This is a genomic window from Celeribacter ethanolicus (genome assembly GCF_001550095.1).
Classification (GTDB): Bacteria; Pseudomonadota; Alphaproteobacteria; order Rhodobacterales; family Rhodobacteraceae; genus Celeribacter; species Celeribacter ethanolicus.
In genome coordinates this window covers 147060-161127 of sequence record NZ_LRUC01000046.1, presented here as the reverse complement: position 1 = coordinate 161127, position 14068 = coordinate 147060, and the positions used below count along the sequence as shown (strand labels likewise).

Here is a 14068-nt window from a genome sequence, read left to right as displayed (position 1 = left end):
TTTGTGGTTCCAGCCAAAACCTTTGACGTTCCGCAGATGCAAAAAGCACAGACCAAACCCCCAACTCCTCTTGGCCGTTGTCAGCGCGACAAGCCAATCGGCGATCAGCTCGTTCTCAGCTCTGAGCGTCGGCTGATATCGATAGCACGTCTCACTGATGCTGAATGCTCGGCAGGCCAAAGCAATGCTGACGGACCGGTGCCGAACCGCCCACTCGGCCATCTCTCTGCGTTGAGACGGCCTTACCACTTTTTTCCAAGCGCTTCCTTCAACAGGTCGTTTTGCATGCTCTTCTCGGCATACATGCGCTTGAGGCGCTTGTTTTCCTCGTCGAGCTCTTTCATCCGCGCCATCAGGCTCGCATCCATGCCGCCATACTTCGAGCGCCATTTGTAAAAGCTCGCCGAACTCATCCCATGCTCACGGCACAGATCCGCAACCGGCACACCGCCTTCGGCCTGTTTCAAAATACTCATGATCTGAGCGTCGCTGTATTTCGATTTCTTCATCAGAATCTCCTCTTTTATCTTTCGAGAAAATTCTACTTTCAAACGCCCCTAAATTTCGGGGGGATTACCCATTCATCATACGGATCGCGGGTCGCAATATTGTTCACATGACTATCAGAAGCTTCTGCGCCAGCATGGCTTCAAGGTGTCGATGAGCGGCAAGGGCAATTGCTACGACAATGCTGCTGTCGAAACGTTCTTCAAAACCATCAAAGCCGAACTGATCTGGCGCAAGTCATGGGAAACGCGGCGGCAAGCTGAAGTGGCGATCTTTGAATACATCAACGGGTTTTACAATCCGCGACGACGCCACTCAGCACTAGGCTGGAAAAGCCCCGTCGCATTCGAACGGAAAGTGGCTTAAACGAGCACATGGGGCGGCACGAAAACGGGACAGGTCCAAGGCGCTTAGGACGGCCATGAGGAGGCAGGCGAGGCTCAGGCTCTTGAGGAACACAGAACGGCTTGTCGTGGCCGCTGTGGTTCTGGCAGAGGAAAAGCATGTGGTAATCATGGCTCAGGTCGCAAAGGTCTCATTTTCGCCCATGATCGCTAAATCCAATAGGTACGCAAGCCGAACGGCGATCCGTTTCGAAGATGAAGAGAGGCCAAATAGGCTGAACACGCCGTAAATTCGTGTTGCATTCCGTCTTTTTGAAAATGGGGAGCGCGTTGGCTAGCGCGCAAATCAATGCGTCATTTTATTTATAAAAACAAACACTTATTGGATTTATTGGAGCGGGTAGCGGGAATCGAACCCGCGCGTTCAGCTTGGGAAGCTGACAGGCTACCATTACATCATACCCGCCTGAGGTGAGCCTCTAGGTAGTCAAAGCCGCGGGGGCGGTCAAGCGGATAAGATTGGGTAAATGCTGTTTTTTCATTAGAAGATCAGCAGTGCGACCACGATCAAAATGGCGATAACAATAAGGACCAGCCAGGGATTGAGGGGGGGGCAGCGTTGATCCGCCAATACTGACCGATCGTGAGGTTTTGAAGGATGTGGGGCTTTCCACCAATGGAGGACAGTACGAACTGATGCTTGGATTTGAGTTCGGCATCCGAATAGGTATCGCTTGAGAATTGCAGATATTTTTCAGTGCCGTTCTGCGTATACCTCACATCATATTCACGAGTATTCGTTTTCCTTTGCCCACGGGACCTTTTCGAACGCGCAGTTCCCACAAGGCTCGTAAATTCAATATTACAGTTTTTGCATGTTAGAGAGAATTCGCCTTGCCCGGAGACGGAAAACGCAGTTTGCGTCGCGCATTTGGGGCAGACAATATTCAATTGCATTGCGTTATAAATTTCATTGTTAACTGTACCTGATAAAGACGTAGCATATACGTATCTGCCTATGAAGATTTGGCGATTGTTCCCACCGTCGGCGCTACGATGAGCGCAGAAGCGCAGTATGGCGATCAAAAAGGCCACGCCCGGTGAGGCGCGGCCAAGAGGTCCGGTGGGATGGACATCAGGTCTTGCGATATCGCTTAGGACACCGGCATCAGCACACCGTCGACGAAGTACATCACGCCGTTGGACTGCTCGATGTCTTTCGCGAGCGTGGTCACGAGATTGCCCTGGGCGTCGCGCAGGATGAGCTCTTCGCCGGTGCCTTTCTCGACGCGGATCGGGTCGCCGGACACGGTGGTCAGGGTCACGATGTTGTTGTCGAAATCGACCGCGACATTTTCCGGCAAGGCAATGTTGTCCGGGGACTCATCGCTCTTGAGCAGATCGTCGATCATTTGCGGCGTGAATTCGCCTTTCACCAGATGGGCATTGATCACGTCCTGAAGCATATCACGGTTTTCCGGCTTCATCAGATCGGCCACGGCCTCGGCCGGAAGCTTGTCGAAGGCGGCGTTGGTCGGAGCGAAAAGCGTGTACGGGCCTTCCCCCATCAGCTCTTCGGCGAGACCGGCGGCCTTCACCGCTTCGATCAGGGTGGTCAGGTTCTGTACCTTCATCGCATTTTCGGCGATGGTGGCATTCTGGTCGAGTGCCTGTTCGTTGATGATCTCGGCACCGTTCACCGGCGCGTCCGCAAAGGATGCGAGCGGGGCGGCGGCCATCAGGGCAGCGGTCGACAGGGCAAGGAATTTACCACGGGTTTTCATGAGAAACCTCCGTTTCATGTTCGTCAATTTGGCGTGGGCGACGTCTTCGCCGGCCTTCTGGGGACACAACCCGGCAAAACGGGCAAAGGTTTCCCTCCGCCCGTTCACATCATTTTCAACCAGTATCTGGGAACCTTTTGGCTCTTAGCCGCGCCGCCGTCTGCGCCGCCCGCCGCCATCACCATCGCCCGCGTTGAAATTCAGATCGGGCAGGGGCACGAGAGCACGCAGTCCCGTGAAAGGATCGGTCGCGTGCGGAATGGCGTTGGCATTGACGAAATGTTCCTGAAAGCGCGGCTCGATAGCGGTTTCCACCTTGGTGATGTGATGCACCAACTCTTCGATCTCACGCCGCGCGGTCCGGTTCAGAAGCGCGATCTGCGCGCCTGTGCCAGCGGCGTTTCCGGCGCTTGTGACATGCTCCAGCGGACAATCCGGGATCATGCCCAGAATCATGGCGTGTTTCGGTGAGATATGTGCCCCGAAGGCGCCGGCGAGCACCACGCGGTCCACCGTATCGGTGCCGAATTCATCCATCAGTAGCCGCGCGCCCGCGTAGAGCGCGGATTTCGCAAGCTGGATGGCGCGAATGTCGCCCTGGGTGACGGAGACCACGGGGCCGCCCTCGGCGGAGCCGTCGTAGATCACATATTCATAAGTGCGCCCCGAGGCACGGCAGCGCGACGTTCCAACGGCCTCCGGCGAGCCGATCAGCCCGTTGGCATCGAGCACCCCCGCCATGCGCATTTCCGCCACCGCCTCGATGATGCCAGAGCCGCAGATACCAGTGACGCCAGTGCGCCCGATCTTCTTGGCAAAGCCTGCCTCGTCGGACCATTGCTTGACGCCGATGATGCGAAACCGGGGTTCCTTGGTCACCGGGTCGATCTCGATCCGCTCAATGGCGCCATTGGCGGCGCGCTGGCCGGAGCTGATCTGCGCGCCTTCAAAGGCCGGGCCGGTGGGTGAGGAACAGGCCAACACCCGCGTCTTGTTGCCCAGCAGGATTTCCGCATTGGTGCCGACATCGACGATCAGCGTCAGCGGGTCCTGTTTCTGAGGTGCCTCCGAGAGCGCTACGGCGGCGGCATCGGCGCCCACATGACCCGCAATCAGCGGCAGGATGTAGAGCTGGGCTTCGGGAGCAAGGCGCAGCCCGATGTCGGAGGCGGGCAGGTCGAGCGCGGAATTGGTCGCCAGCGCGAAAGGCGCCTGTCCAAGAGGCACGGGGTCGAGCCCCAGCAACAGGTGATGCATCACCGGGTTCATCACCACGACGATCTCGAAAATATCGGATGTGGCAATCCCGGCCTCATCGGCCAGCTCCGCCGCCAGTTGCCCAAGCGCCTCACGCACCGCATCGGTCAGTTCGGCGGCACCGCCCGGGTTCATCATCGCATAGGACACCCGCGACATCAGGTCCTCGCCATAGCGGATCTGCGGGTTCATCACGCCGCCGGAGGCCTTGACCTCACCGGTTGCAAGATCGGTCAGATGCGCGGCGACGGTTGTGGAGCCGAGATCGACCGCCAATCCGCAGAGTGCCGGTTCGTGAAATCCCGGCCAGACGCCGACCACGCGCGGCGCACCTTCGCGGGCGGTGTTGAGCGCCAGTGTGACCGCGTCCTTGCCCTCAATCAGCGCCGCCTGAAGCCGGGTCAACATGGCCAGAGACAGGGTTGCGCTCTCAATCTGCCACGTCTCTTTCAATTGCGTCTGCACCCGTTCCCAGTCGCCGGTCGGCGTGTGCATGTCGGCGGGCGGGACCTCGACATAGACGGCGCGGGTCGCCGGGTCCATGTCGATGACCCGCGTGGTGGCGGCCTTCCGCACCACCTGCTTGTGCACCTGGCTCTCGGATGGCACGTCGATCACCACATCGCCCAGCACCTGCGCCTGACAGCTCATCCGGTGCCCGGGTTTGATGCCGCGCTTGGCGTCATAGGCGCGCTCCACCGCGTTGACCGGGCTGAGCGCCGCTTCGCCCGCGTGAATGCCGTGTTTGGCGTGATCGCCAAAAGACGGGCGCACCATGCATTTCGAGCAAATCCCATGCCCGCCGCACACACTGTCGACATCGACACCGAGATCGCGCGCTGCCTGCAACACGGTGGTGCCGGGGGCAACATGGCCGCGCTTGCCGGAGGGGGTGAAAATCACCAGAGGGTTCTGATCGCTCATCTTTTCTTTGCCTTCCACGGATCGTCCTCGCGCCACGCGCCACTCTCCAACCCGTCCAGATGCCACGGCCCGATGGACAGCCGGATGAGCCGCAATGTGGGAAAGCCCACGGCGGCGGTCATCCGGCGCACCTGACGGTTGCGGCCCTCGGAGATCGTCAGTTCGAGCCAGCTTTCGGGGACGGATTTACGGTAACGCACCGGCGGCGTGCGCGGCCAGAGCCAGTCCGGTTCGTCGACACGCCGGGCGCGGGCAGGGCGGGTCATGCCGTCTTTCAGTTCAACGCCTTGACGGAGCAGATCAAGCGCCTCCTCGCTCAGATCCCCCTCGACCTGCGCCAGATAGGTCTTTGCCATCTTGTGACGCGGATCGGAGATCGCCGCCTGCAATTTCCCGTCATCGGTCAGAAGCAACAGCCCCTCGCTGTCGCGATCGAGCCGCCCCGCCGGATAGACCCGCGGGACGTCGATGAATTCCGACAGCGTCTTCCGCGTCTTCCGCGTCGTCCCCTCGGTGCCCTTGTCGGTGAACTGGGAGAGCACGTCAAACGGCTTGTTGAAGGCGATTAATCGCGCCATGACGTGCATTTCCTTTGCTGTTCAGATACTCAGACACGGTCCCTTCGGACGTGCTTACCCTCTGCGACGCCGTCCACCGCCACGACGCCCGCCACCGGCCCCACCTGCCGCCGCGGCCTGTGCCGCCTCGGCAAAGCTCGCGCCGTGCGCCACGGCCTCCGCCACGCGAGAAAACCCGATCCATTTCGTGCCATCGGGATCATGATTCATCAGAAGGTTGGCGGCGCGGATCGCCTCCATCTCCTGCACCCGCACCGGGTTCATGATCGCAGACGTCATGCCCGCGCCAATCGCCATCGGCAGAAACGCCGCGTTGATGCCGTGGCGTTGCGGCAGGCCGAAGGAGATGTTCGACGCGCCGCAGGTGGTGTTGACGCCCAGCTCCTCGCGCAAGCGGCGCACCAGGGTGAACACCTGATGGCCAGCCGTCGCCATGGCGCCGATCGGCATCACCAGCGGATCGACCACGATGTCATGCGCTGGAATGCCGAAATCCGCCGCGCGTTCGACGATTTTTTTCGCCACGGCAAAGCGCACATCCGGGTCTTCGGAAATGCCGCTGTCGTCGTTGGAGATCGCCACCACCGGCACGTTGTATTTCTTCACCAGCGGCAGAACGCGCTCCATCCGCTCTTCCTCGCCGGTCACGGAGTTCAGAAGCGGACGGCCCTCGGCCATCTCCAGACCTTTTTCCAAAGCATCCGGCACCGAGCTGTCGATGCAAAGCGGCACGTCCACCACGGCTTGAACGCGGGCCACCAGTTCGGCCATCAGCGGCGGCTCGACAAAGTTGTTGTCGGCATAGCGCGGGTCTTCGGCCATCTTGTTGGAAAACACCGCGCCCGAATTGATGTCCAGAACATTGGCGCCACAGGCCACCTGCTCCAGTGCGTCACGCTCGACGGTGGAGAAATCGCCCATCTCCAGCTCCGCTGCGAGTTTCTTGCGCCCTGTCGGGTTGATGCGTTCGCCGATCACGCAGAAGGGTTCGTCAAAGCCGATGACGACGGTCTTGGTCTTGCTCTCGATCACAGTACGGGTCATGGGTCTCGTCCTTTACTGGGCCTCACGGCCCTCGTTGTTCACCAGCGCGATCAGGCGCTCTTTGTCATAGGCCGCATCCAGTTCGGCGGCGCGGGTGTTGGCGGCCTCCTGGTCGTCGAGTGTGGTTTCCTCCACCACATCGCGCCATTCGGCCATATAGGCGTCGCCATCCGTGGCGCCGATCTTCATCGCCACGCGGTCGATGGCCTGTTCGAACCGCTCCGGCAGAACGGCACGCGCGGCCCGGCGGCCCCGGCCCACACGGACCTGCGCCGGAATATCGCGCCAATAGATTACGGTCAGATCAGCCATCTTGCTCTCACGCTCAAATTCAGTCTCAGAACGCATAAAAGAAAGGCGGGCTGCGGGAAAGGCCGCAGGATCGGAAAAATACTCAAGAAGATCATGAGCGGGGCCGGACCGCGGCCGCCGACCTCCGGTCATTGTGATGGTCAGTGATGGTAATGGCCTCTCACGGCTCTTGCCCGACGCGCGGATTTTCGCTTATGGTGGGGATAACTTGATATGGAGGGCGTGAACCATGGCGCCCAAGCGTCCCAAAGGTGCGGGCGCGTTCCCGAAAGCGGTCGAGCCTTCCGCACCCAAACCCGCCGACCCGGCCGAGCTTTATGCCGCGCTGGATCTCGGTACCAATTCGTGCCGCATGCTGATCGCCCAACCGAAGGGCAGCCAGTTCCATGTGGTCGACAGTTTCTCGAAATCGGTCCAGCTCGGCAACGGGCTCGAGGCCTCCGGTCGGTTGTGTCGCACGTCGATCTCCCGGACCATTCAGGCGCTGCGCGTCTGTCGCAAGAAGCTCGAGAAACACGAGGTCAAACATATGCGCCTGGTGGCGACGGAGGCCTGCCGCCGCGCCCGCAATTCGCGCGATTTCCTGCGCCGCGTGCAGCGGGAGACCGGGCTCAAGCTCGAAATCATCAAACCGGAGGAAGAGGCGCGCCTCGCTGTCGTCTCCTGCGCGCCTCTGGTCTCGACCAAGACCGAACAGCTTCTGGTGGTGGACATCGGCGGCGGCTCGACGGAGCTTGTGTGGATCGACCTGACCAATGTGCCGCGCGCCGAGCGTCCGCGGTCGATCATGCGGCTGCATACCGGTTTCACCAATGCCGACAGCCCGTTTCCGCATGCCAAGGTGGTGGACTGGATTTCCGTCCCCCTCGGTGTCGCGACCCTGATGGAGCAATTCTCCGACGTCGAGGACGATGCCGCGCGGTTTGCGCTGATGTCCTGGTATTTCGAAGAAAAACTCGCCGATTTCACCCCCTATGCCAATGAGGCCTGTCGCGAAGGCTTTCAGATCATCGGCACCTCGGGGACGGTGACCACGGTCGCGGCCTCGCATCTCGGGCTCAAACGCTACGACCGCAACAAGGTCGACGGGCTGCGCATGACGTCCGAGCAGATCAACCGGGTGATCCGCGATTATCTCGACCTCGGCCCGGAAGGGCGCAAACGCGATCCACGCATCGGGCGTGACCGGCAGGAACTGATCATGTCGGGCGCGGCCATCCTTCAGGCGCTGTTGCGGATCTGGCCGACGGATCGGCTGTCCGTTGCAGATCGCGGCCTGCGCGAAGGTCTGCTTTACGCGCAAATGTCGGCGGACGGTGTTTTGGAAGAGGCCGTTCCCTAGGCTTTCCGATGACCTGAACATTCAAACAAAAAGCGGGGCTTGCCCCGCTTTTTTCATGCATCATATTAAGTTTCGACGAGACGCGAAATCAGGGGATGATCCGCGTGTATTTCGTCCCCTCGACGGTCGCGCCTGCGATGAGACCGGCCTGACCGAAGACCACGGCGATCACCGGAGACAGCGAGGTCAGGGTTTCCGCCGAAAGGTTTTCGCCCTTGTTCGACAGCGCGTATTCGAGATCGGCCCCCGCCGACCAACCCGGCGAATTGCGGAAACCCGCTAGTGCCTCGTTGGTCATGAAGAACAGGACGTGGGCATATTGCTGCGCGCCGATCTGAAGCCCAAAGGTGGCCTGTGTCGAGGAGAAATAATCCACCGTCACACCGCCCACGCGCAGCGCGCCGCGGCCATAGGACCCGCCAACGCCGAATCCGGCCTTGGTGATCAGCGGCATAACCAGCATGCCGACGGATTTGTCACGCAGCGCCGTGGTGCCGGGGTAGGTGGAGTAGAGGTAGTTCAGCGTACTGTCGACCCGAGCGTCGATGGTCGCGGCACCATTGGAGCGCATGGAATTGTCGCAGGCGGCCAAAAGCCCGGCACTGCCCAGACCGATCATGAACGTCCGGCGATTGGAAATCGGCATCTTGGAGGATGTCATAAGGCTGTCCTTTACTGCTATGCCTCGGAAGGGCTCTCTTGGCCCGATTGCCGGTACTATAACCGCAAGTTTTCGCCCATGTCATCGGCAAAACACCACCTATGGTGGGTTTGAGTGGGGTTTTGCCGATCTGTAGCCGTTATTTCGCGAGCAATTTCGCCGCTTCCGGGGCGAAATAAGTCAGGATGCCGTTGCATCCCGCGCGTTTGAAACACATGAGGCTTTCAAGCACGATCTTTTCGCGGTCGAGCCAGCCGTTCTGGAACGCCGCCGCCAGCATCGCATATTCGCCGGAGACCTGATAGGCGAAGGTCGGCACATGGAAACGCTCCTGCACCCGGGTGCAGACGTCGAGATAGGGCATGCCGGGCTTGACCATCACCATATCGGCACCTTCCAAAAGGTCGCGCTCGACAAGGCGCAGCGCTTCGTCGGTATTGGCCGGGTCCATCTGGTAGGTCTTCTTGTCGCCCTTGAGAGCGCCCGACGCGCCGACCGCATCGCGGAACGGGCCGTAAAACCCGGAGGCGTATTTCGCGGCATAGGACATGATCGACACCTTGTCGAAGCCCTCGGCCTCAAGCGCCTGCCGGATCATGCCGATGCGGCCGTCCATCATGTCCGACGGACCGATGATGTCGGCGCCCGCCTCGGCCTGGGCCACGGACATTTTCACCAGTGCCTCGACGGTCATGTCGTTGACGATCTCGCCATTCACCACATAGCCGTCATGGCCGTTGATGTTATAGGGATCGAGCGCCACGTCGGTCATGATCGCAAGTTCCGGCACCTCCGCCTTGATCGCGCGAATGGCCCGGTTCACGAGGTTGTTCGGGTCCCAGGCCCCGGCGCAATCTTCGGTTTTCAGCTCCGGTTCGATATAGGGAAACAGACAGATCGCAGGAATGCCAAGCGCGTAAGCCTCTGTGGCCGCTTTCACCAGCCGGTCGATTGTCAGACGTTCGACACCGGGCATCGAGGGAATGGGCGTCGCCTCATTCACGCCTTCGCGCACAAAGACCGGCCAGATCAGATCGGCGACGCAGAGGTGGTTTTCCCGCACGAGACCGCGCAGGGCCTCCATCTTTCGCGTCCGGCGCAGACGGGTGAGCGGGAAGGGAGCGGTGGTGCGTGTCATGGCGGTGACCTCGGTTTGCGACATTTCCATTGAGGTGGCATGGATTTTCTGGCGCTTCAAGGGTAGGAATCGGCACCTGGGGGGCCTAATCTGTGCACAGGTTGGGCAAGTTCCCCACAGAATTTGCCGTAAAAACCGGCCCCAGAAGCAAAGAGCAGGCGCCCGTGGACTTCTATTCAACCATTTTCGAAGTGATCGACATGCGGTCCTTTTCGAATCTGTGGTACTGGATCGCGCTGGCCGTGCTCTGGTCCACTGCCTCGCATTTCGTCCTGGGCGTGCCCTTCGATCTGGCGCTCAAGGCCAGGCGCCAAGGCGGTCAACGCATGGCCGATCTTGAGGATCTGGTGCGGATCAACTGCGCGCGGCTGCTCAGCATCGCCGAGGTTTCCGGGCTGATGCTCACGGCATTCGCGGGGGCGGCAATCACCATTCTGGGCTTCACCGGTTTCGTCTATGATATGGAATTCTCCCAGGCCCTCTTCCTGATGGCCTTCCCGATGATCTTCGTCGGCCTTCTGAATATCCGTCTGGCGCGGCGCATCGCAGCGGACCGCCCCAGGGGCGAGCACCTCGTCAGCCTGCTGCGCCGTCAGAGGTTCTATGTGCAACTCATTGGCATGATGTCTATTTTCGCCGCCGCCATGTGGGGCATGTATCAGAATATCGTCATCGGTCCCTTGGGAGGGTGAACGAATGAGCAAGGCCAATCATCTTACCGTCGGCGGCGCGCCGGAGGGGTTCGACGCGTTTTACCTTGCCCGCGAAGTGGCGCGCTCAGAGGCGCCCGTGATCCATGTGGCGCGGGACGACAAGCGTCTGGCGGCCCTGCGCGACGGGCTGCGGTTCTTTGCGCCCGATCTGCCGGTGCTGGAATTCCCGGCTTGGGATTGCCTGCCTTTCGACCGCAGTTCGCCCAACCCCGACCTCGCCGCACAACGCATGGCGACGCTGGCGGCTCTGGCCCATGGCGCGGTGCCGAAACGCTTTGTCCTGCTGACCACGCTGTCCTCCGCGACCCAGCGCGTCCCGGCGCGGGATACGCTCGCGGAGGCGGCGTTTACGCTCAGAAAAGGCCAGCGTGTTAATGAGGCGGAGTTGCGGGCGTTTTTCGTTCGCATGGGCTTTACCCAAGCGCCGACCGTGGTGGAGCATGGCGACTATGCCATTCGCGGCGGCATCATCGACGTCTTCCCGCCGGGGCAGGTTTTGCCGGTGCGGCTCGATTTCTTCGGCGACGAATTGGACGGCATCCGGCGCTTCGATCCGGCGAGCCAGAAAACCGTCGACACCCTGGCAGAGGTCAGCTTCACGCCGGTCTCGGAGGTGATCCTCGATGAGGCGGCGATCACGCGGTTCCGGCAAAATTACCGCATCGAATTCGGTGCGGCAGGCACCGACGATCCGCTCTATGAGGCGGTGACGGCGGGGCGCAAACATGCGGGCATGGAGCATTGGCTCCCGTATTTCCACGAACGGCTGGATACGATTTTCGATTATCTGCCGGGCGTAACGATTTCCCTTGACAATCAATCGACTGCGGCGCGTCTTTCGCGCTGGGAAGGCATTGAGGATCAGTATCAGACCCGGCGCGAGGCACTGGCTGCCAAGGGGCGGCTGGACTCGGTCTACAAACCCTGTCCGCCGGGTTTGCTTTATCTCGACGATGCGGCGTGGGAGGCGGCCACCGAAGGTCGTCGGGTGATCCATTTCCACCCTCTGCCGCAGGCCTCCGGCCCCGGTGTGATCGACGCGGGCGGTCGTGTCGGGCGTAATTTCTCGCCCGAGCGCCAGATGGAAGGCGTCAATCTTTTCGAAGAGTTGTCGGGTCATATTCGCAAACGGCGCGAAGTCGGGCAGGTGATCGTTGCCTCATGGTCCGAAGGCGCACGGGAGCGGCTCAAGTCGCTTTTGGAAGACGAGGACCTGAATGGGCTGACGGAGATTTCCGACTGGCGCGATGTGCCGGACGGGATCGGCGGCGTGTATCTTGCGGTCTGGACGCTGGATCAGGGCTTTGAGGCGCCGGTGGGCGACGGCCATTCCGTGACGGTGATTTCCGAGCAGGACGTGTTGGGCGACCGGCTGATCCGCCGTCCGGGACGACGCAAGAAGGCGGAGAATTTCCTCACCGAACATAGTACGCTGAGCCCCGGCGACCTGATCGTCCATGTCGAACATGGCGTGGGGATTTTCCGCGGGCTTGAGGTTGTGACCGCTCTGGGCGCGGCGCATGAATGTCTTCTCCTCGAATATGCGGGCGGGGATCGGCTTTATCTTCCCGTTGAAAACATTGAGCTTCTGAGCCGGTACGGCCATGACGAAGGGCTTTTGGACAAGCTCGGCGGCGGTGCTTGGCAGGCCAAGAAAGCGCGGATGAAGGAACGCATCCGCGAGGTGGCGGAGAAGCTGATCCGCATCGCCGCCGAGCGCCATATCCGTAAAGCGCCGATCATGGAGCCGCCGGAGGATATGTGGGAGGCCTTCTGCGCGCGTTTCCCCTATACGGAGACCGAGGATCAGATGAAGGCCATCGAAGATGTGCTCGACGATCTGGATCGCGGCATGCCGATGGACCGCCTCGTGTGCGGCGATGTGGGATTTGGCAAGACCGAGGTGGCGATGCGCGCGGCCTTTGTTGCGGCACTTTCGGGCGCACAGGTGGCGGTGATCGCACCGACGACGCTTCTGGCGCGGCAGCACTTCCGCAGCTTTGCCGAGAGATTCCGGGGTTTTCCCATCAATATCAGACCGATGTCGCGCTTTGTTTCCGCAAAAGACATGGCGAAAACCCGGGAGGAACTGGCCGAAGGGACGGTCGATATTGTCGTGGGCACCCATGCTTTGCTTGCGAAATCGGTGAAGTTTGCCAATCTGGGCCTCTTGATCGTGGACGAAGAACAACGCTTTGGTGTGACCCACAAAGAGCGCCTTAAGTCTTTGAAGTCCAACATTCATGTGCTGACGCTTTCGGCCACGCCGATCCCGCGGACGCTGCAAATGTCGCTCACCGGGGTGCGGGATCTCTCTATTATTGGCACGCCGCCCGTCGACCGGCTGTCGATCCGCACCTATGTGTCGGAATTCGACACGGTGACGATCCGCGAGGCGTTGTTGCGCGAACATTACCGGGGCGGGCAGTCGTTTTTCGTGGTGCCGCGCGTCAGCGATATTCCGGAGATCGAAGAGTTCCTCAAGGCGCAAGTGCCGGAGCTGACCCATGTGGTGGCGCATGGTCAAATGGCGGCGGGCGAGCTCGACGATCGGATGAACGCGTTTTACGACGGGAAATATGACGTGCTGCTGGCGACGACCATCGTGGAAAGCGGTATCGACATTCCGACCGCAAACACGATGGTGGTGCACCGCGCCGATATGTTCGGCCTCGCGCAGCTCTATCAAATCCGGGGCCGAGTGGGCCGTGCCAAGACGCGCGCTTATGCCTATCTGACTACGAAACCCCGCGCGCCTTTAACACCGCAGGCGGAAAAACGTCTGCGGGTTCTGGGCTCGCTCGATACGCTTGGGGCCGGATTTACCCTTGCGTCTCAAGATCTTGACATCCGGGGCGCAGGCAATCTGGTGGGTGAGGAGCAATCCGGGCACGTCAAAGAGGTCGGCTTTGAGCTCTATCAATCCATGCTGGAAGAGGCCATTGCGCGGATCAAATCGGGCGAGGAGGCGGTGAGCCTTGACGACGACGGCCAATGGGCGCCGCAGATCAACCTTGGCGTGCCTGTGCTGATCCCCGAAACCTATGTGCCTGATCTCGATGTGCGCTTGGGGCTCTATCGGCGTTTGTCCGGCCTGAAAACCAAGGTGGAGCTGGAAGGCTTCGCAGCCGAACTGATCGACCGCTTTGGAAAATTGCCCAAAGAGGTCAACACCTTGCTGCTCGTTGTTCGGATCAAGGAGAAATGCCGGGAGGCCGGGATTGCGCGGCTCGATGGCGGGCCAAAGGGCGCGACGATCCAGTTCCACAACGACAAATATGCCAACCCGGCGGGGCTTGTGGAATTCATCCATGGCCAGAAGGGTCAGGCCAAGGTCAAGGACAACAAGATCATCATTCGCCGCGACTGGAAAAAGGACAGCGACAAGATCAAGGGCGCGTATTCGATTGCGCAGGACCTTGCGAAATTCGCGAAGACCGCTGCGCAACCATCTAAAAAGTAAA

Annotated in this window: 10 protein-coding genes, 1 tRNA gene and 2 pseudogenes; 4 read left to right on the top strand and 9 right to left on the bottom strand. The window is 60.5% G+C overall.

Annotated features, from left to right (window positions below; all coding sequences use genetic code 11):
* Positions 1–509 (bottom strand): annotated as a pseudogene (locus tag NH195_RS20975) (transposase); the annotation flags it as partial.
* Positions 510–579: 70 nt separating this feature from the next.
* Between NH195_RS20975 and NH195_RS17365 the strand changes: the two are divergent.
* A pseudogene (locus tag NH195_RS17365) lies at positions 580–873 on the top strand (integrase core domain-containing protein); the annotation flags it as partial.
* Positions 874–1243: 370 nt separating this feature from the next.
* On the opposite strand, the gene NH195_RS17355 reads toward NH195_RS17365, so the two are convergent.
* The 6 genes from NH195_RS17355 to NH195_RS17330 form a co-directional block, all read right to left on the bottom strand.
* Positions 1244–1317 (bottom strand) — tRNA-Gly (locus NH195_RS17355).
* Positions 1318–2005: 688 nt separating this feature from the next.
* Entirely contained in the window at positions 2006–2635 is a 630-nt protein-coding gene (locus NH195_RS17350) for a fasciclin domain-containing protein (protein WP_066709923.1), read from the bottom strand.
* Positions 2636–2779: 144 nt separating this feature from the next.
* Entirely contained in the window at positions 2780–4816 is a 2037-nt protein-coding gene (locus NH195_RS17345) for an ASKHA domain-containing protein (RefSeq protein WP_066709978.1), read from the bottom strand.
* On the bottom strand, positions 4813–5394 hold the full coding sequence (locus NH195_RS17340) for a pseudouridine synthase (protein WP_066709920.1): 582 nt from the start codon (positions 5392–5394) through the stop codon (positions 4813–4815). Before NH195_RS17340 ends, NH195_RS17345 begins: the two co-directional genes overlap by 4 nt.
* A gap of 54 nt (positions 5395–5448) precedes the next feature.
* Positions 5449–6438, bottom strand: coding sequence for a methyltetrahydrofolate cobalamin methyltransferase (locus tag NH195_RS17335; protein ID WP_066709918.1), 990 nt, complete (start codon positions 6436–6438; stop codon positions 5449–5451).
* A gap of 12 nt (positions 6439–6450) precedes the next feature.
* Positions 6451–6750 (bottom strand): virulence factor, encoded by a 300-nt coding sequence (locus tag NH195_RS17330; protein ID WP_066709976.1) that lies wholly within the window; start codon positions 6748–6750, stop codon positions 6451–6453.
* Positions 6751–6979: 229 nt separating this feature from the next.
* Between NH195_RS17330 and NH195_RS17325 the strand changes: the two genes are divergently transcribed.
* Positions 6980–8092: a Ppx/GppA phosphatase family protein gene (locus tag NH195_RS17325; protein WP_066709916.1), complete on the top strand. Its 1113-nt coding sequence runs from the start codon at positions 6980–6982 to the stop codon at positions 8090–8092.
* Between the two features lie 88 nt (positions 8093–8180).
* On the opposite strand, the gene NH195_RS17320 is transcribed toward NH195_RS17325, so the two are convergent.
* Positions 8181–8738 (bottom strand): lipid-binding SYLF domain-containing protein, encoded by a 558-nt coding sequence (locus NH195_RS17320; protein ID WP_066709968.1) that lies wholly within the window; start codon positions 8736–8738, stop codon positions 8181–8183.
* Between the two features lie 154 nt (positions 8739–8892).
* The gene (hemB, locus tag NH195_RS17315; protein WP_066709966.1) at positions 8893–9891 is read right to left on the bottom strand and encodes a porphobilinogen synthase; all 999 of its coding nucleotides are present in this window, start codon (positions 9889–9891) and stop codon (positions 8893–8895) included.
* A 164-nt stretch (positions 9892–10055) separates the two neighbouring features.
* Between hemB and NH195_RS17310 the strand changes: the two genes are divergently transcribed.
* Together NH195_RS17310 and mfd are read left to right on the top strand one after the other, a co-directional pair.
* Complete coding sequence (locus tag NH195_RS17310; RefSeq protein ID WP_096804916.1) at positions 10056–10583, top strand: component of SufBCD complex; 528 nt, start codon at positions 10056–10058, stop codon at positions 10581–10583.
* 4 nt (positions 10584–10587) lie between these two features.
* A complete protein-coding gene (gene mfd / locus NH195_RS17305) occupies positions 10588–14067 on the top strand; it encodes a transcription-repair coupling factor (RefSeq protein WP_066709913.1) in 3480 nt (1159 codons plus the stop codon).
* Position 14068: the final 1 nt, after the last annotated feature.

Coding starts and splice junctions, on each gene's coding strand:
- NH195_RS17345 (WP_066709978.1), bottom strand. CDS start 4,816: ATGAGCGATCAGAACCCTCTGGTGATTTTCACCCCCTCCGGCAAGCGC.
- NH195_RS17340 (WP_066709920.1), bottom strand. CDS start 5,394: ATGGCGCGATTAATCGCCTTCAACAAGCCGTTTGACGTGCTCTCCCAG.
- NH195_RS17330 (WP_066709976.1), bottom strand. CDS start 6,750: ATGGCTGATCTGACCGTAATCTATTGGCGCGATATTCCGGCGCAGGTC.
- NH195_RS17325 (WP_066709916.1), top strand. CDS start 6,980: ATGGCGCCCAAGCGTCCCAAAGGTGCGGGCGCGTTCCCGAAAGCGGTC.
- NH195_RS17350 (WP_066709923.1), bottom strand. CDS start 2,635: ATGAAAACCCGTGGTAAATTCCTTGCCCTGTCGACCGCTGCCCTGATG.
- NH195_RS17335 (WP_066709918.1), bottom strand. CDS start 6,438: ATGACCCGTACTGTGATCGAGAGCAAGACCAAGACCGTCGTCATCGGC.
- hemB (WP_066709966.1), bottom strand. CDS start 9,891: ATGACACGCACCACCGCTCCCTTCCCGCTCACCCGTCTGCGCCGGACG.
- NH195_RS17320 (WP_066709968.1), bottom strand. CDS start 8,738: ATGCCGATTTCCAATCGCCGGACGTTCATGATCGGTCTGGGCAGTGCC.
- mfd (WP_066709913.1), top strand. CDS start 10,588: ATGAGCAAGGCCAATCATCTTACCGTCGGCGGCGCGCCGGAGGGGTTC.